Raw genomic sequence first — 16,772 nt, forward strand, 5'->3', positions numbered from 1 at the left:
AATCAAAAAACGAATAGTGTTTAAATAAAGGCTTCCATTATCCAATGGGGGCTTTTTTTGTTTTATTCACCCGGGTAAGTAAAAACATACCGATCAGAAAAAACAACCCTAGAAAGATTGTGGAATTTCGCATGCTCCCAGTAAACTGGGCTACAAAACCATATAAAAAAGTACCTATTACAATGCCTATTTTCTCCGCTACATCGTAAAAACTAAAAAAAGAGGTAGTATCTGTTGTCTCAGGAATGAACTTGGAATAGGTTGAGCGGGACAGGGCCTGTATGCCTCCCATGACCATTCCCACACATCCTGCAGCAATATAGAAGTCCATAGGAGTAATCAAAAAGTAAGCGTAGATACAAATGGATACCCATAAAAGGTTGATTACTATCAGTGTAGGAATATTGCCAAAAGCCTTGGATGCCCTAGCGGTCAAAGTGGCTCCTAAAACAGCTACAATTTGAATGACCAAAATACTGGTAATCAAGCCTGTGGTACGTTCACCATCCGAACCCCAATTAATCTCCTCTTCGCCAAAATAAGTAGCGATGAGCATTACGGTCTGGACGGCCATGCTGTAGACAAAAAATGCCCCTAAATACCGCTTCAATTTGGTTTCATTGCCCAATTGATGCCAAACGCCTTTTAACTCCCTAAAACCGTTAAGTATGATATTCGTTCTTTCGCCCTCCTTTTTATATCCTTTGGGCAAGTGGAAAAAGGTGTACTGCGCAAATGCTATCCACCAAATACCGACGGAGACAAATGAGTATTTCATGGCTTTTAATTCCGCAGCCTCCCCCACACTATCCTGAATGCCAAAAAGGTCCGGTTTCATTACCATAGCCAGATTAAACAGCAAAAGAATTACACTGCCTATATATCCCATAGAAAAGCCTTTTGCACTAATGCGGTCTTGTTGCTCTGGAAATGCGATATCCGGTAAGTATGAGTTGTTAATGGCGAAGCTTACCCAAAAACCAACAAGGCCAAAAAAATAACACCCTAAACCCAAATAGATACTTTCCAGGGAAAACCAATATAGACCAATGCAGGAAAGTCCGCCCAGATAACAGAAGAACTTCATGAATACCTTCTTGTTACCCAAATAATCGGCAATACCGGACAATAGGGGTGTTATTATGGCTATGAACAAGAAAGCGGCGGAAGTAATATAACTGATCAATGGGGCCCTAGCAATTTCTCCACCAAACACAGAGACCTTTTCAACTTCGGCCACTCGAAACAACGCGCCATAAAAGATAGGGAAAATAGCAGAAGCGATGACCAAACTATATACTGAATTGGCCCAATCATAAAACGCCCAAGCGTTCAATAGTTTTCGATTTCCCTTTATCGCAATAGTTTTATTCATATAAAAAATAAAAGCCTCCCACTTGTTGGCGGACAGCTTTCAATATACAATTTTATATTGCTTCTTTGGGATACTTATTCAAATGATGTTACACCAAATTTACCTGCCTCTTGTTTTGCCATCGGAGCCCAATTTTCAAGATTAGCGATTCGGGTATCATTGGATGGGTGTGTACTCAAGAACTCAGGAGGAGCTTGTCCCCCACTTTTCGCTTTCATTCTTCTCCAAAGGTCCGCGGCCTCATCCGGGTTGTATCCTGCAATTGCCATCATTTGAAGACCGATCAAATCTGCTTCTGTCTCGTGGCTTCTACTGAAGGGCAACATCAAACCTACTGAAGAGCCCACACCATAAGCCTGATTGAACATATTGCGTTTCTGAGGGTCCTTAATGGCTACATTTCCAGCCACAGCACCTAATTGCTGTAATGTACCGGCACTCATCCGTTGTGCCCCATGATCAGCAAGGGCATGGGCTACTTCATGACCCATGACCACCGCAACCCCGGTTTCTCCCTGGCAGATAGGCATAATCCCCGTATAAAAAACGATTTTCCCTCCTGGCATACACCAAGCGTTAACGGTCTCGTCCTGTACAAGGTTATATTCCCACTTATAGTCCTTAAGGTATCCTGGTTGACCATTCGCTGCAAGCCATCTTTCCGCAGCTGAAGCTATCCTTTGACCTACCTTTTCTATCATTTTCGCTTCGGCCGTACCTTCCACAACCTTGTTTTCATTCAAAAACTGATCGTATTGGGCAAAGGCCGTGGGAAACAATTGGCTATTGGAATAAAAATTCAAAGTGCTCTTTCCGGTAAACGGGTTGGTTTTACAGGCCACAACGCCAATAAAAACAACCAAAGTCAATACTAATTTTTTCATTTCTAATAGTGTTTAGCATAAGAAAAATACGAAAATTATTTTCCTGTTATGTGTAATTCGGTAAAATTCTTGTCGATTTCAATGCTATTATTACCATTCAATTTTATCTGCTTTAATGGAACCTCCTCATTATCCACTTCTATGGTAGCTATGGTAAATGGCAATCCGTGTAATTTAAATTTAAAGCTCTCATAGGAAGTTGTATAAGAACCATCTTTGAATTGTTGGATTATCAGTTCGTTTTCCTTGCCTACCAATTTAAACTTGCGTAGACTAAACTGTCCCTTCTTATAATCATATCCGTCCTGGGCATCCTCATAAATCATGGAATTTTCCGGTCCGATCTTAAAATAGACATCCAGAATCAATTCTTTTATTTCAAGCTCTCCCACATATTGTTGCACGGGATATTTGGGTATTATGGCTCCTTCCTTAATGAATAGGGGAATCTTATCGATATCCGCGGTCACCCATCTTTCCTTACCCCCTTCTACGGTTTCCTCAGTCCAATAATTGTACCACTTTCCTCTAGGAACATACATCCGTCTACCCTTTGCATTGGGTTCCTGAACGGGGCAGACCAAAATCTGCTTTCCAAAAATAAACTCATCTGTACGGAAGTGGGTCTGAGTATCCTCTTGGTCGTAATAGAACAAGGACTGCAACATAGGTGTGCCGTATTCCGTATACCTATAAAACATCGTATACAAATAGGGTAATAATTGATATCGCAATTCAATAAACTTGCGGACAATATCCGTTACTTCATTGTCAAAAGACCAAGGTTCCTGATCGCCGTGATCCCCACTGGAGTGTACCCTGCAAAAAGGATGAAAAACACCTAATTGAATCCATCTGGCGAACAGTTCACCATTAGGCTGTTCGGCAAATCCCCCAATATCAGACCCCACAAAAGAATAGCCGCTAATACACATGCGCTGCGCCTGGACGTTGGCTATCCACAAATGTTCCCAGGTGGCCACATTGTCCCCAGTCCAAGTTGAGGAATACCTCTGGGTCCCCGCGAAGGCCGCTCTGGTAATGACAAATGGTCTTTTAGGAAATACATACTTCTTCACACCTTCATAGGTGGCCCTTACCATTTGCATGCCATAAATGTTATGTGCCTTTCTATGGGTACAAGGGTGACCATCATAATTGTGCCTGGTGTCCAGCGGGGCCGTTTTCGTAGGTACTTCCATTACGGCAGGTTCGTTCATATCGTTCCAAACGGCATGTACCCCGATCTCTGCCATAAACTCTTTGTACAGTTCCGCCCACCATGCACGTACTTCCGGGTTGGTATAGTCAGGAAACTTACAGGCACCGGGCCATACTTTTCCCTGCATATAGGGTCCATCACCGCGTTTACAGAAATAGTCCTTTTCCATCGCTTCCTGGTAGACCCAATAATCCCTATCCACCTTAATACCGGGATCGATCATTACTACAGTCTTAAAGCCATCTTCATTCAGTTCCCCTATCATCCGTTTCGGGTCGGGAAATCGCGTTTTATCCCATGTAAAGCAGCGAAAGCCGTCCATATAATCAATATCAAGGTAAATGGCATCACAAGGAATCTTGAGCTTTCTAAAGTTTTCGGCTATTTCCTTTACCCTGCTTTCAGGAAAATAGCTCCATTTGGATTGATGGTATCCCAAGGCCCATTGTGGGGGCATTTCCGGAGTTCCTGTCAAATTTGTATAGGAACGTACTACCTCGGACATTTGTGGTCCGTAAAAAAAGTAGTAGTTCATTTCCCCACCATCTGCCCAAAAACTGGTTATGTTTCTACGTTCATGGGCAAAATCAAAATAGGTCCTAAAGGTATTGTCGAAGAAAATACCATAACTTTTACCATTGTGAAGACCGGTATAAAATGGTATTGCCTTATATAGTGGTTCTTGATCTTTTCCATAGGCATACTGATCGGTACACCAGTTATTTACACGCTTGCCCTTTAGGTTGGAGTGTGTAGCCTTATCCCCCATACCATAAAAGCTTTCGGCGGTCTGGGTTATTTTACTCATTTTTACGGTATTGCCGCCATATTCATAATTTTCCTCCCAGTGAAAGCCGAGTTCGTCCTCATTTATGATATTCCCTTCCAAGTCGGATATCTGAGTGCGCAAGGTTTTTTTATCGATCAATAGTTGAAGAACGGAAGTTTCCAAAAGATACTCGGTTTTGTTCTCCGTAACCTCCAAACGGTTATATCCCTTACTCGCTGTTTCACTTATGGCATATGAAAAATCAGGTTCAAATACATATTCCGTAGCATATCGAAACCTTAAGACACTATCTTGAAGGACCGTAACTTCAAGTATAACGCCATTTTCCGTGGTAAAGTAGAGTTTATCCGAATCCCTTTTGTAGTCTACTATACGATTTGGGTATAAATTGCCCTTATATTCAAGTTCGGTATTGGTAATCATAGCGGGTTAAATTTAAAACGCCACAAATTAAGGACTTAACCCATAATAACGAAAACATATTACGACCAATTGTTAACTATAACGATATAGCTACTTTTCGTTACTTTAAAATGACGATACCTAAAGGAGGAATGGTGATTTCTATGGATTTTTTATACCCATGCCATTCTTTATTCGTGATTTTCACAGAAGTATTTTGTGTGCCGCTGCCACCATATTTCGAAGTATCACTATTAAAAATTTCTTTTAAGGCCTTGGTTTTTGGAACACCGATACGGTATTTTTCCCGGGGTACGGGTGTACAGTTGCAGGCAACGATAATATCGTTCTTATCATCATGGCCACAGCGGATATAAGAAAGCACGGAGTTTTCCGAGTCTCCGTAATCTATCCATTGAAAACCTTCGTGGCTAAATTGTTTCTCGTACAATGCGGGTTCCGATTTGTAGAGTGCATTTAAATCCTTAATCAATTCCTGAATTCCAGAATGTGGTTCGTACTGGGTTAAATGCCAGTCCAAACTTTGTTGAAAGTTCCATTCCGATGTCTGGCCGAATTCCCCTCCCATAAAAATTAGATTACCTCCGGGATGGGTAAACATATAACCAAAAAGCAACCTCAGATTGGCAAAACGTTGCCATTCATCCCCGGGCATGCGATAAATAAGGGACTGCTTACCATAAACCACCTCATCATGCGAAAAGGGCAACATGAAGTTTTCGGTAAAGGCATAAGTCATGCTAAAAGTGATATCATTTTGATGATGTTTCCTATAGACAGGTTCTTTTTTGAAATACTCCAAGGTATCGTGCATCCATCCCATCATCCATTTCATCCCAAAACCGAGCCCTCCTAAATTCACAGGTCTGGAAACCCCTGAAAATGCAGTGGATTCCTCTGCAATGGTCTGTACATCCGGATAATTCCCATAAACCGTTTCGTTGAGCTCCCGAATAAAGGATATGGCTTCCAAGTTTTCGTTGTTGCCATATATATTTGGTTCCCATTCTCCTTCTTCCCTGGAATAATCCAAATAGAGCATAGAGGCTACCGCATCTACCCGTAACCCGTCTACATGATATTGTTCTAGCCAAAACAAGGCGTTACTGATAAGGAAGGCCCTAACTTCGTTCCTGCCGTAGTTGAAAATCAAACTTTTCCAATCAGGATGGTAACCCCTACGACGGTCCGGGTTTTCATAAAGGTGAGATCCATCAAAAAAGCCAAGTCCATGGGCATCTTCGGGAAAATGCGATGGAACCCAATCCAAAATAACGCCAATGTCGTTTTGATGGAGTTTGTCAACCAATAATTTGAAATCCTCCGGTTTTCCAAATCTTGAGGTAGGCGCAAAATATCCCGTTAATTGATAGCCCCAAGAAGGATCATAAGGGTATTCCATAATGGGCATAAATTCCACATGCGTAAAGCCCATATCCTTTACATATTTTACAAGGTCTTCGGATAAATCGACATAGGAGAGATATTCGTTTCCATTTTTACGTTTCCAAGAACCTAGATGTACTTCGTATACGGAGTAAGGCCGATCCAGACCATTTTTATCGCCGCGATAACCCATCCACTTTTTGTCCTTCCATTTATATGTATCATTCCAAACTACAGACGCCGTATTGGGCGGATGTTGACAATAACGTGCAAACGGGTCTGCTTTCTCCGTCTTGATATCGTTATTGTGGGAGCGTATCTTGTACTTATATAAAGAGCCTTGGTCTATACCAGGGATAAATCCCTCCCAAATACCACTTTCGTCCCATCGTACAAAGAGTTTGTGGTCGCCCTCGATCCAATAATTGAAATCGCCCACCACCGATACGGATTTCGCAGTGGGTGCCCATACAGCAAAATAGGTGCCCTTTTTGCCATTCAACTCCATGGGATGAGATCCCAGTTTCTTATAAAGCTGATAGTGCTTACCAGCTTTAAAAAGATCAATATCAAAATCGGTAAATAGACTGTGCGCTATTACGTTTGCCATATTATAGTTTAGTTAGTATCGTTAATAATTCCCATAATACCTTCTAAGGGTATTACTGCCCACTGCGGCCTGGAATTCATTTCGTAACCCAATTCGTAAACTGCTTTTTCCAACATACAGTATTTAAGAAGAAATATGCGTTCTTGCACGTATCCTATGTTAAGGTTGTGTTCCTGTATTAAGCCCACATAACTTCCTAAGAACACCCCGATGAAATAGCGGTATAATATTTCGCCTGCCTTATACAGATCTTCCCGCGAATATGGATACTCTTCTCCTTTTCCAAAGATGGTTGCATAAATTGCGTAGTGGAAAGAGCGAAAAATACCGGCAACGTCCTTTAGGGGAGGTTGTTTCACTTTACGATCCCGAATAGTGCTCTCCGGCTCTCCCTCAAAGTCCAGCAGGTAGAAGTCGTCTTCCTGAACCAACACCTGGCCCAAGTGATAATCCCCATGTATACGGATACGCTCTCCCTTTAGTTTGGTCCAATCAAAATTCACGAATCGTTTTCGTATCTCGTTCTTCCGTTCCAAAAACTCCTGGGCCAATTCCAATGAAAGTCCCTTCAAACGGTGCATATTGTTCTCAACGATATTCAAGCGATTCTGAAATTGATACAAAAGCCTATTCTTTAGCCACACTTCATAGTCTCCGTTAAAATGTGTGGGGTGAAAGGCCGTATCGCCAAATTCGGATCCCAAGGCAATGTGCATCTCCGCCGTTCTCTGCGCAAGTTTTTGGATTTTCAAAAAAATATTGAGCCCGGCCCAATCAATAATCTGTGGGGGTACATTGTTAATGCCTAAATTTTTAAACATCGAGGTTTCGGGCAAGTTCTTTACTTGAATACGCTTGTATTCCAGATTGCTGAATATTTTATGCAGTTCCCCCAACATATACTCCCATGCATCCCCTTGGTTCGGCACTAATTCCTGCATTAGGGCAATTGTGATATTCACGTTATCGGAATCAATGACGTTGATACTTCCTTTATACGCTGGTATGTTCCTGTACTCCTTCTCCTCGGAGAGAAATCGGGTCATTTCATAGTCGGGATTTTTATCGGAATAAATTCTGCGGAAAAACTTAATAACCAGCCTATCATTTATGATTACCGAAGTATTGCTCTGCTCCAATCCCATAAATCGGGAGGATACGTACTCCGTTTCCGAAAAACTGGCACTTTTATGATACCTCACTTTAGTGGTATCATTGGGTACAGCCGTCATAATACGCTCAAAGACCAATTTTCGAAAGGCCTCAAGATTGAGCGCGTCTATAATATAACCTTCCTGGTCCTTTATTTTTATGGGCAAGATGCGATCTTTCTCGGCAAAACTTTCATCGGATACAAAGGCAATGGGCAAGAAGTAATGTTGATAGAAGGCCTCTTCAAAATTAACTTGCAATAATAGGCCATAGTATACTTCCTCATTTTGTTGAATCCTAAAATACTCCTGGAGTTCCACATATTTCAACTTGCTGGCTTTGCCCCCATACCACCGTTGTTGTACTATGTAGTTTTCCAGCACATCGGAAAGAAACACTTTGACAAACTTATCGTTCCCCATCAATTCTTCCCATATGGTATCGAAATGATAAGGTGGTCGTGCCAAAGATTCCTTTTTCTTTTTGGTCATCTCTTATGTTTTGATATGGAACAGATGAAAAGGCAATGCCGGATGCAGCTCTATAAAGTTCCATTCATTGTGCCAAAGGTACCCATTATCCGTAACAACATCATGTACCTGTACGGATTGCCCTGCATGGATTCCCAAGCTGTCCAATGGAAGTTGAACCGTACCCCTTTGGGAGTAATAGGGATCTAAACTGATTACAATCAACATTTGGTCCGTACGGTCATCGTTCCACTTATAAAAAGCGATTAGATTATCATTATCAACAGTGCAAAAATGGACGTTATTAGTTTGCTGTAGGCATTCATGCGCTCTACGCGCCGCATTTATTTTACTTATGACATAGGTTAACTTATTTTCCTTGGACCAGTCCCAATGTCGTATCTCATATTTTTCGCAATTCATATATTCCTCCTTGCCCGGAAGGGCTGCGGTATCCATATATTCAAACACCGGTCCATAGATTCCTATATTTCCGCTCATTGTAGCTGCCAGGGCGTACCGAATAAGATGCATGGCCTCATTGCCCCCCTGTAGATGATATGGGTTTATGTCCGGGGTATTAGGCCAAAAATTGGGGCGGTAGTACTCCTTCATTTCTGTTTGGGTAAGTTCTACCATGTACTCAATAAGTTCATGCTTCCATACCCTCCAAGTAAAATAGGTATACGATTGTGAGAAGCCTTGTTTGGCCAATTGCTGCATAACCCTTGGCCGGGAAAACGCCTCTGCCAAGAACAGCACGTCCGGATAATCCTTCTTGACCTGGGCAATGAGCCAATTCCAAAAATAATAGGGTTTGGTGTGGGGGTTGTCTACCCTAAAAATGTGAACTCCACAATTGACCCAATGCAGGGTAACCTTCAAAAGTTCCTCCCAAAGCTCTTTGTATGCATTGGATTCAAAGTAAAAATTGACGATATCCTGATATTTCTTGGGAGGGTTTTCGGCATATTGGATGGTTCCGTCCGGTCGTTTTCTAAACCATTCCGGATGATCGGTAATATAGGGATGATCCGGGGCAGCTTGAAAAGCAAGATCCATAGCGATTTCTATTCCATGGTCATTCGCCTTTTTGATCAAGTTCTTAAAGTCTTTTTCAGTACCCAATTCCGGATGTATGGCAGTATGGCCTCCCAATTTAGATCCAATGGCCCAAGGCACACCAGAATCCCCTTCCACGGCATTTACGGTGTTATTTTTTCCTTTCCGGTTTACCTCGCCAATGGGATGCACAGGAGGAAAATACAACACGTCAAAACCCATATTGGCTATTCTGGGCAGTAATTGTTCACAATCCTTAAAAGTCCCGTGCGTATTAGTTTTTGGCGAGGAAGATCTTGGAAAAAACTCGTACCATGTGCTAAAATTGGCCTTCTTACGATCAACATATACTTGAAGCACCTTACTGCTATTGGCTAAAAAACGTTGAGGGTAGCTCAAAAACAATTCGTGTAATTTGTGGGATACAGCTTCCTTTACCGCCTCATCATAAGAATTGTCTTCCTTAAAAAGTCCTATTAGTTTCTGGAGATATGGCCTTTCCTGGGCGGGCGCTTTTTTGGAAACATACTCCAAGTACTGCACGCCGTCCAAAAGTTCGCTCTTAACATGTTGCCCATCCTCAAGTTTCGCCTCAATACCGTGTTGCCAGTTCAAGGCGTGGTCTACCCATCCCTGTACCTTATAATCGTAAAATCCTTGTTTATCTACCGCAAAGGTTTCAAAATATACATCCTGTCCTTGATCTTGCATACGGACCACCGAATATTTCTTCTCACTCTCGTGTTTATAAAGAATTTCGGCCTGGATAACATCATGACCATCTGGGAGTACATCAGCATAAACTGTAACTTTTTCGCCTATGGTCCTCTTGATAAAAAACGCTCCACATTGAATTTGTGGTGAAACATTTTCAATAACAACACGTTGTTGTTTTAACATAGTTTAAGGTTTGTCCGGTTTTGCTAAAAATAGGAAATAAAACGATAATCCCACATGTGAGAGGCACAAATATTGGGTTCTTTGAAGAAGTCAAATTCTACCAATCTCATTTTTGGAACGCTTTTTGAAACAGGTACAAAAAAGAATCATATCTCTAGCTAAAATACAGTAATTATGAAAAAAACAACTTTGGTATTTAGTACAGTATTGGCCCTATTTTTTATATCCTGCGAGGGTCCGGCAGGGCCTCCAGGATTGGACGGATTTGATGGGGCGGATGGTGCTCCGGGGCCTCCAGGTCCCGAATTTGAAGCGATAGCCTTTGAAATTGATATTGATATGGTTTTAAATTCGGACCTAAACCGGTACGAGTTTGCTCTTGAACCCTTCCCCGATGATGTAATATTGCTACAGGACGATGTGGTGCTCATGTATCGATTGGAGGAAGTAAACAATGACCTGGACGTTTGGCGACAATTGCCACAGCCTTTCTTTTCCGATCAGGGATTGTTGTTCTACAATTTTGACTTTACCCTAAATGATTATAGTGTTTTGGTAGAACCGGAATTTGATGCAAGTTTGGTTCCTGCGGATTTGGTCCAAAACCAAATTTTTAGAATCGTCGTTATTCCGGCAGATTTAGGTCTATCCTCAAAAATGGATAAATCCAATATCGATGCCGTAATGCGTTCGTTGGGCATTGAAGAAAAGGACGTTAGAAAAATAAAATTGGATTAAACCCATTTTAGCATAAAATCACGCAAAAGCCTGTTCCCCAATTGTGAACAGGCTTTCTTTTAGATAGATAGTATTGGCAAGACATTAACCTAATATGTTCCTAAAGTTAGGTTGCATTCGAAAGGAATTGCCAAGGGCATCGTCCAATTTAAGAAATGAAATAAGCCTATGTTCATGAACCGTAAAATACTTTTGATCGCCCTTATCCTTCATATGACCGGATGCAAAGAAAATTCCCAAGAAAGGGAAACTGCCTCGAATAGGGACGCGAAAAAAGAAAAGACTTTTCCCATATCGAAAACAGAAGAAGAATGGCATAAGGAACTTACCGATATAGAGTTTTATGTACTACGAAAGGCCGCTACGGAAAATCCCTTTAGTAGTGATCTCTTGGATAATAAGGAGGAAGGGACCTATGTGTGCGCAGGTTGTAATACTCCACTTTTTAAGAGCGAACATAAATTCGATTCCGGTACAGGTTGGCCCAGTTTTGACCGGGAAATAGAGGGCAATGTTGCCTACGATATAGACTATAAAATAGGTTATAAACGAACCGAGGAACACTGTTCAACCTGTGGAGGTCACTTGGGACATGTATTTGATGATGGCCCCAGAAACACTACGGGAAAACGGCATTGTATCAATGGTGTAGCCTTGGATTTTGTGCCCAAGGAATAAGCACTATATCTTGCACTGACAAAACAAAGATTATTTCCAATCTGCAGTAGATAGGTTGTTCCAATCATTAGGACAGATTACATCTTTCGGTCAAAAACCTGGTAATCTTAAAATATTGGCTTCTTATCTTTAAGAACGTTTCAAAACTAAAGCAAAACAGGAAGACCGTAAATACATGTTTTGATATGTTATTTTAGGATTTCTTGGCAAACAATTGGGATGTTGAATTTGTAATTTGGGTTCTGATTTCCGTACTTTTGCACCGCTCTCGCCCGATGATCCATTCGGGAGCTTTCGGGAGGTAATTTCTAAAAAGTTTGAAAATGGCCAATTTCGATGTTATTGTTTTGGGCAGCGGTCCCGGCGGCTATGTTACTGCCATAAGGGCTTCCCAACTAGGTTTCAAAACCGCGATTGTTGAAAAAGAAAGTCTCGGTGGGGTTTGTCTAAATTGGGGTTGTATCCCTACGAAAGCTTTGCTTAAGTCTGCCCAGGTATTTGACTATCTCCAACATGCCGAGGATTATGGCCTTAAGGCGGGTGATGTGGACAAAGATTTCAATGCCGTGGTAAAACGTAGCCGTGGGGTAGCTGATGGGATGAGCAAGGGCGTACAGTTTTTGATGAAGAAGAACAAGATAGAGGTCCTTTCTGGTTTTGGAAAATTGAAACCTGGAAAAAAATTGGTCGTTACCGATGCTGAAGGTAAGGAAACCGAATATAGCGCGGAGCATGTTATTATAGCCACGGGAGCGCGTAGTCGCGAATTGCCTAGTCTACCCCAAGACGGCAAAAAGATAATTGGTTACCGGGAAGCCATGACCTTGGACAAGCAACCTAAAAAGATGATCGTGGTAGGTAGTGGGGCCATAGGTATCGAATTTGCCTATTTCTATAACGCTATGGGTACCGAAGTTACCGTTGTGGAATTTCTACCCCGCATAGTACCGGTTGAGGATGAGGAGGTCTCCAAACAACTGGAACGGAGTTTTAAAAAGACAGGAATCAAGATTATGACCTCATCCGAGGTTACTAGTGTGGATACCTCGGGAGAAGGTGTTAAAGCTACCGTAAAGACCGCAAAAGGCGAGAAAGTCCTTGAGGCGGATATAGTTCTTTCGGCCGTAGGTATAAAATCGAATATTGAAAATATCGGTTTGGAAGATGTGGGGATTGCCACCGACCGGGATAAAATTCTGGTCAATGATTATTACCAGACCAATATTCCAGGCTACTATGCCATAGGTGATGTTACACCAGGGCAGGCCTTGGCCCACGTGGCCTCTGCAGAAGGTATCCTTTGCGTGGAAAAAATAAAAGGCATGCATGTTGAGCCTCTGGACTATGGCAATATCCCTGGATGTACGTATTGTATGCCCGAAGTAGCTTCCGTAGGATTGACCGAAACACAAGCAAAAGAGGCCGGGCATGATATTAAAGTGGGGAAATTCCCATTTTCAGCAAGTGGAAAAGCCAAGGCCTCTGGTAAAGCGGATGGATTCGTTAAGGTTATCTTCGATGCCAAATATGGGGAATGGCTGGGTTGCCATATGATCGGTGCAGGTGTTACGGATATGATAGCCGAAGCGGTGGTCGCGCGAAAACTGGAAACTACGGGGCACGAAGTGCTAAAGGCGGTTCACCCCCACCCTACTATGAGTGAGGCCGTAATGGAAGCTGTGGCCGATGCCTATGACGAAGTAATCCATTTGTAAAGAATGCTTACCACATTTAGAATTACGGCTGTTCTTGAAGGTATTTCCTATCTGATGCTTTTTGCCATCAGTATGCCCTTGAAGTATTGGGCGGACATCCGTGAACCCAATATCTATATTGGTTACGCCCATGGGGCCTTGTTCATTGCTTATCTGCTTTTGGCCATTGTCTTTTGGATGGAAAAAAAGTGGACCATTAAACGATTGTTCGTATTGATCATGGCCTCTTTATTGCCCTTTGGTACGTTTTATATGGACCAGAAATATCTAAAGCCGTTACAATCCGAGCAATAAGGGGATAAATTTTGCACCTGTTTTTGAATGACCGAACAAGGTTTGCCCTTCTGATACTCAAAAGCCACTAAGGATATTGGCTATTCTGTGATATTTCCCAAAAAACTCTGTATCGCCAAATCATAGCTTTGTAGGCCGAAGCCGAGGATGACCCCTTTGGCGCCCGAAGAGATATAGGAAACATGTCGGAAATCCTCCCGTTTATGGGTATTGGAGATATGTACCTCTACGACCGGCGTTTCAATAGCCTTAACTGCATCACCAATACCTACTGATGTATGTGTATATGAGGCGGCATTGAGGACAACGCCATCATAGGAAAACCCTACTTCCTGAAGCTTACCAATAATTTCCCCTTCAATATTGGATTGGTAATACTCCAACTGAACGTCCTTAAACTTAAATTGCAGTATCGAAAAATAGTCCTCAAAAGTCTGGTTGCCATATACCTCGGGCTCCCGTTTGCCCAAAAGGTTTAAGTTGGGGCCGTTGATTATAATGATTTTCATATAGCTAAAATAAACAAATTAGCGCCCGTAAAAAAAATGTTGATTGGGTGATTTTGGAATCAACGCCTACGCCCGGTAGGAAAGGTATAGATTACACCAAGATTGGCAGAGTTCCATGTGCTTTCGTCCAATTGTATTCCAGTATAGGAAAGATTCAATTCAGTTTGTGGACCTAACAAAAAACCGATGATAGGCCTATAGTAAAGTCCCCCATCATTACCTTCATTGATCCCTAAGGCGGTTCCGGCATGTATTCCAAAGGAAAAGGAATTGGAAGGCCAAATCCGGATGGAAGCGGCCAGGGGAAAAAACTGTACATTGGGTAAATCAACCGATACAGCTTGATCTTGAAAAGTTTCGGCAAAACCATGGATAAAACCAGCAGTGGCACCAAGATCCACCAACTCGCCCAAGGCCCACGAATAACCTACATCTGCTCCAACAAATAAACTTACCGCATCATTAAAGTCCCCAAGGGGCAATCCGCCTTGAATGCCCAGTTTAAATCCTTCCTGCGCATTGATGGACCATCCGAATAAAATAAAGACAAAGACGTATACGGTTTGTTTCATAACTATGGATTATTGGTACCATAACGTCAAATATGTCCATTAACCTACATGATTAAGCAACTTTGTTGCCAAATTTGCGAAAACCGTTGCACATAGGCTTTATAGGTGTATCAAAAGGATAGTGATACCCTTGAATCAGAAACAATTTTTCCAAGAACGGCGGTCTCCATTATGCCAAGCATAACAAAGTCGGCAAAAGGGCATATATCCTTTTGGTTATCGGAAGACAGTCTACAAATCCCTGAAAAGTATTTTTACCCCTTTCGGATTTTAAAAGAAGTAGCTAGCAGAAATCTGTAACACGCGGTTCTTGGAATCGAAATCCTTGACCACATTGATAAACCCAGGAATAAAACGTAACTGAAAGTAGAAGTTCTCGTCCAATCGATATCCCGCTCCCAGGGCAAAACCAATGTCGAACGTATTCTTGTCCGGTGTAACCAAAGTGCCATAGGTATCCTCATCGATATTACTGGAAAGTAAAACGCTAAATTGTGGTCCTGCCTCTATGAAAAGGTTATCCCAAACATTGTATTTACCGATCAAAGGCACATTGAGGTAAAACAAGTTAATATCATCATCCAGGAATGTACCACTACCCTGAAAGGAAAGAAGCACTTCCGGTTGAAGAATAATAACATCTGAAAAGGGAATTTCTACCAATCCCCCAATATGAAAACCGGGCTTGGAGCCGTAATCATACCTGCTATCACCACCTAGTGAAGATAGGTTAAATCCAGCCTTAACGGCCACTGTGCCGTCAGCGCCAATATTATTGGTTCCCTGTATTTGGGCCAAGGCACATTGTAAGGTAAAAAAGGAAAACAAAACGGTTAGGAAAGTTGCTTTTTTCATGTTTTCATATTTAAAGGTTGTCCACACAAAAATACCATTTTTTACAAAGTACCCGTTTTAAAATTCTATTTCAATGCTGAAAAAAAAGTCCAATAAAGCTATTTCATTCAATGATATTTTCGATTAACAAAGTTCCAATTCTATAAAAAATGCCCTGATACTTGCCAAAGACAATGATAGCATTGAAGGATTGGTACCCTGGAAATCTTGGACATGACGTATCTTTAAACCATGAATTGGCAACAAGCATTGAAGGATTATCAGCATTATTTAAGAATAGAGCGAGGCCTGGCCCAAAATTCCATCAAAAGTTACCAAAGGGACATAAACAAGCTTATACAGTATCTGGAAACACATAACATTCTGGAGGACCCTATAAAAGTAAGCATGGAAACAGTACAAAGGTTTGTTTACGATATCGCAAAAACTGTTAGCCCTCGTTCACAGGCTCGTATCATTTCCGGACTTAAGGGTTTCTTTAATTATTTGGTCTTTGAGGAATACAGAACCGACAATCCTATGGATCTTTTGGAGTCCCCAAAAATTGGACGAAAACTCCCAGATACCCTTTCAGAACCTGAAATAGATACACTTATCGGAGCCATAGATTTAAGCAAACCGGATGGAGAGCGAAACCGTGCCATGCTAGAAACCTTGTACGGATGCGGGCTACGTGTTTCCGAATTGATAGGTTTAAAACTTTCGGATCTTTTTTTTGAGGAAGGTTTTATAAAGGTAACAGGCAAAGGGGATAAACAACGTTTTGTCCCCATAGGGACCATTAATATCAAATACATCGACATCTATAGAAACGAAATCCGAATACATCAAAAAATCCAAAAGGGCCATGAGGATATTCTTTTTCTCAATAGAAGGGGCAAACAATTGACAAGGGCCATGATATTCACCATTATTAAACGGCTTGCGGAAAAAATCGGACTACAGAAAAGTATTAGCCCACATACATTCAGGCATTCCTTTGCCACCCATCTCTTGGAAAATGGGGCGGACCTCAGGGCCATACAACAAATGCTAGGCCATGAAAGCATTACTACTACCGAGGTCTATATGCACGTAGATCGTAGCCATCTTTCCGATGTTATGAACAAATACCACCCTAGAAAATAAAAGAGGTCT

The 16,772-nt window shown here is 41.8% G+C and carries 14 protein-coding genes; 5 read left to right on the plus strand and 9 right to left on the minus strand.

The genetic code is table 11. The features are described 5' to 3' along the window. Positions 1-37 precede the first annotated feature (37 nt). From ACP2AF_RS19550 to ACP2AF_RS19575, 6 genes are all read right to left on the minus strand, one after another. Entirely contained in the window at positions 38-1,375 is a 1,338-nt protein-coding gene (locus ACP2AF_RS19550; protein ID WP_425237826.1) for an MFS transporter, read from the minus strand. A 74-nt stretch (positions 1,376-1,449) separates the two neighbouring features. Then, a complete protein-coding gene (locus tag ACP2AF_RS19555) occupies positions 1,450-2,259 on the minus strand; it encodes a M48 family metallopeptidase (RefSeq protein WP_425237827.1) in 810 nt (269 codons plus the stop codon). 35 nt (positions 2,260-2,294) lie between these two features. Next, positions 2,295-4,694, minus strand: a complete 2,400-nt coding sequence (locus ACP2AF_RS19560) for a glycoside hydrolase family 31 protein (protein ID WP_425237828.1) — start codon at positions 4,692-4,694, stop codon at positions 2,295-2,297. A 100-nt stretch (positions 4,695-4,794) separates the two neighbouring features. After that, on the minus strand, positions 4,795-6,690 hold the full coding sequence (gene glgB, locus ACP2AF_RS19565) for a 1,4-alpha-glucan branching protein GlgB (RefSeq protein ID WP_425237829.1): 1,896 nt from the start codon (positions 6,688-6,690) through the stop codon (positions 4,795-4,797). A gap of 8 nt (positions 6,691-6,698) precedes the next feature. Further along, positions 6,699-8,333: a maltokinase N-terminal cap-like domain-containing protein gene (locus ACP2AF_RS19570; RefSeq protein ID WP_425237830.1), complete on the minus strand. Its 1,635-nt coding sequence runs from the start codon at positions 8,331-8,333 to the stop codon at positions 6,699-6,701. 3 nt (positions 8,334-8,336) lie between these two features. Continuing rightward, positions 8,337-10,274 (minus strand): alpha-1,4-glucan--maltose-1-phosphate maltosyltransferase, encoded by a 1,938-nt coding sequence (locus ACP2AF_RS19575; protein WP_425237831.1) that lies wholly within the window; start codon positions 10,272-10,274, stop codon positions 8,337-8,339. A gap of 174 nt (positions 10,275-10,448) precedes the next feature. Here ACP2AF_RS19575 and ACP2AF_RS19580 point away from each other — a divergent pair, with 174 nt between their 5' ends. The 4 genes from ACP2AF_RS19580 (at position 10,449) to ACP2AF_RS19595 (ending at position 13,699) form a co-directional block, all read left to right on the plus strand. Then, a complete protein-coding gene (locus ACP2AF_RS19580; RefSeq protein WP_425237832.1) occupies positions 10,449-11,012 on the plus strand; it encodes a collagen-like triple helix repeat-containing protein in 564 nt (187 codons plus the stop codon). A gap of 174 nt (positions 11,013-11,186) precedes the next feature. Next, on the plus strand, positions 11,187-11,690 hold the full coding sequence (msrB, locus tag ACP2AF_RS19585) for a peptide-methionine (R)-S-oxide reductase MsrB (protein WP_425237833.1): 504 nt from the start codon (positions 11,187-11,189) through the stop codon (positions 11,688-11,690). Positions 11,691-12,013: 323 nt separating this feature from the next. Then, complete coding sequence (lpdA, locus tag ACP2AF_RS19590; RefSeq protein WP_425237834.1) at positions 12,014-13,405, plus strand: dihydrolipoyl dehydrogenase; 1,392 nt, start codon at positions 12,014-12,016, stop codon at positions 13,403-13,405. A gap of 3 nt (positions 13,406-13,408) precedes the next feature. Further along, complete coding sequence (locus tag ACP2AF_RS19595; protein WP_425237835.1) at positions 13,409-13,699, plus strand: DUF3817 domain-containing protein; 291 nt, start codon at positions 13,409-13,411, stop codon at positions 13,697-13,699. An 80-nt stretch (positions 13,700-13,779) separates the two neighbouring features. Here the strand turns inward: ACP2AF_RS19595 and aroQ are convergent, their stop codons facing one another. From aroQ to ACP2AF_RS19610, 3 genes are all read right to left on the minus strand, one after another. Further along, complete coding sequence (gene aroQ, locus ACP2AF_RS19600; RefSeq protein WP_120713941.1) at positions 13,780-14,208, minus strand: type II 3-dehydroquinate dehydratase; 429 nt, start codon at positions 14,206-14,208, stop codon at positions 13,780-13,782. A gap of 59 nt (positions 14,209-14,267) precedes the next feature. Next, on the minus strand, positions 14,268-14,780 hold the full coding sequence (locus ACP2AF_RS19605) for a hypothetical protein (protein ID WP_425237836.1): 513 nt from the start codon (positions 14,778-14,780) through the stop codon (positions 14,268-14,270). Positions 14,781-15,050: 270 nt separating this feature from the next. Next, entirely contained in the window at positions 15,051-15,635 is a 585-nt protein-coding gene (locus ACP2AF_RS19610; protein WP_425237837.1) for a porin family protein, read from the minus strand. Positions 15,636-15,866: 231 nt separating this feature from the next. Between ACP2AF_RS19610 and xerD the strand changes: the two genes are divergently transcribed. Then, entirely contained in the window at positions 15,867-16,763 is an 897-nt protein-coding gene (xerD, locus tag ACP2AF_RS19615) for a site-specific tyrosine recombinase XerD (RefSeq protein ID WP_425237838.1), read from the plus strand. Positions 16,764-16,772 lie beyond the last annotated feature (9 nt).

Origin of the sequence: Ulvibacterium sp., from assembly GCF_965248315.1 — a bacterium.
GTDB lineage: Bacteria > Bacteroidota > Bacteroidia > Flavobacteriales > Flavobacteriaceae > Ulvibacterium.

Coding starts and splice junctions, on each gene's coding strand:
- ACP2AF_RS19555 (WP_425237827.1), bottom strand. CDS start 2,259: ATGAAAAAATTAGTATTGACTTTGGTTGTTTTTATTGGCGTTGTGGCC.
- ACP2AF_RS19570 (WP_425237830.1), bottom strand. CDS start 8,333: ATGACCAAAAAGAAAAAGGAATCTTTGGCACGACCACCTTATCATTTC.
- ACP2AF_RS19580 (WP_425237832.1), top strand. CDS start 10,449: ATGAAAAAAACAACTTTGGTATTTAGTACAGTATTGGCCCTATTTTTT.
- ACP2AF_RS19560 (WP_425237828.1), bottom strand. CDS start 4,694: ATGATTACCAATACCGAACTTGAATATAAGGGCAATTTATACCCAAAT.
- ACP2AF_RS19595 (WP_425237835.1), top strand. CDS start 13,409: ATGCTTACCACATTTAGAATTACGGCTGTTCTTGAAGGTATTTCCTAT.
- xerD (WP_425237838.1), top strand. CDS start 15,867: ATGAATTGGCAACAAGCATTGAAGGATTATCAGCATTATTTAAGAATA.
- ACP2AF_RS19610 (WP_425237837.1), bottom strand. CDS start 15,635: ATGAAAAAAGCAACTTTCCTAACCGTTTTGTTTTCCTTTTTTACCTTA.
- ACP2AF_RS19575 (WP_425237831.1), bottom strand. CDS start 10,274: ATGTTAAAACAACAACGTGTTGTTATTGAAAATGTTTCACCACAAATT.
- ACP2AF_RS19605 (WP_425237836.1), bottom strand. CDS start 14,780: ATGAAACAAACCGTATACGTCTTTGTCTTTATTTTATTCGGATGGTCC.
- aroQ (WP_120713941.1), bottom strand. CDS start 14,208: ATGAAAATCATTATAATCAACGGCCCCAACTTAAACCTTTTGGGCAAA.
- glgB (WP_425237829.1), bottom strand. CDS start 6,690: ATGGCAAACGTAATAGCGCACAGTCTATTTACCGATTTTGATATTGAT.
- ACP2AF_RS19550 (WP_425237826.1), bottom strand. CDS start 1,375: ATGAATAAAACTATTGCGATAAAGGGAAATCGAAAACTATTGAACGCT.
- msrB (WP_425237833.1), top strand. CDS start 11,187: ATGAACCGTAAAATACTTTTGATCGCCCTTATCCTTCATATGACCGGA.
- lpdA (WP_425237834.1), top strand. CDS start 12,014: ATGGCCAATTTCGATGTTATTGTTTTGGGCAGCGGTCCCGGCGGCTAT.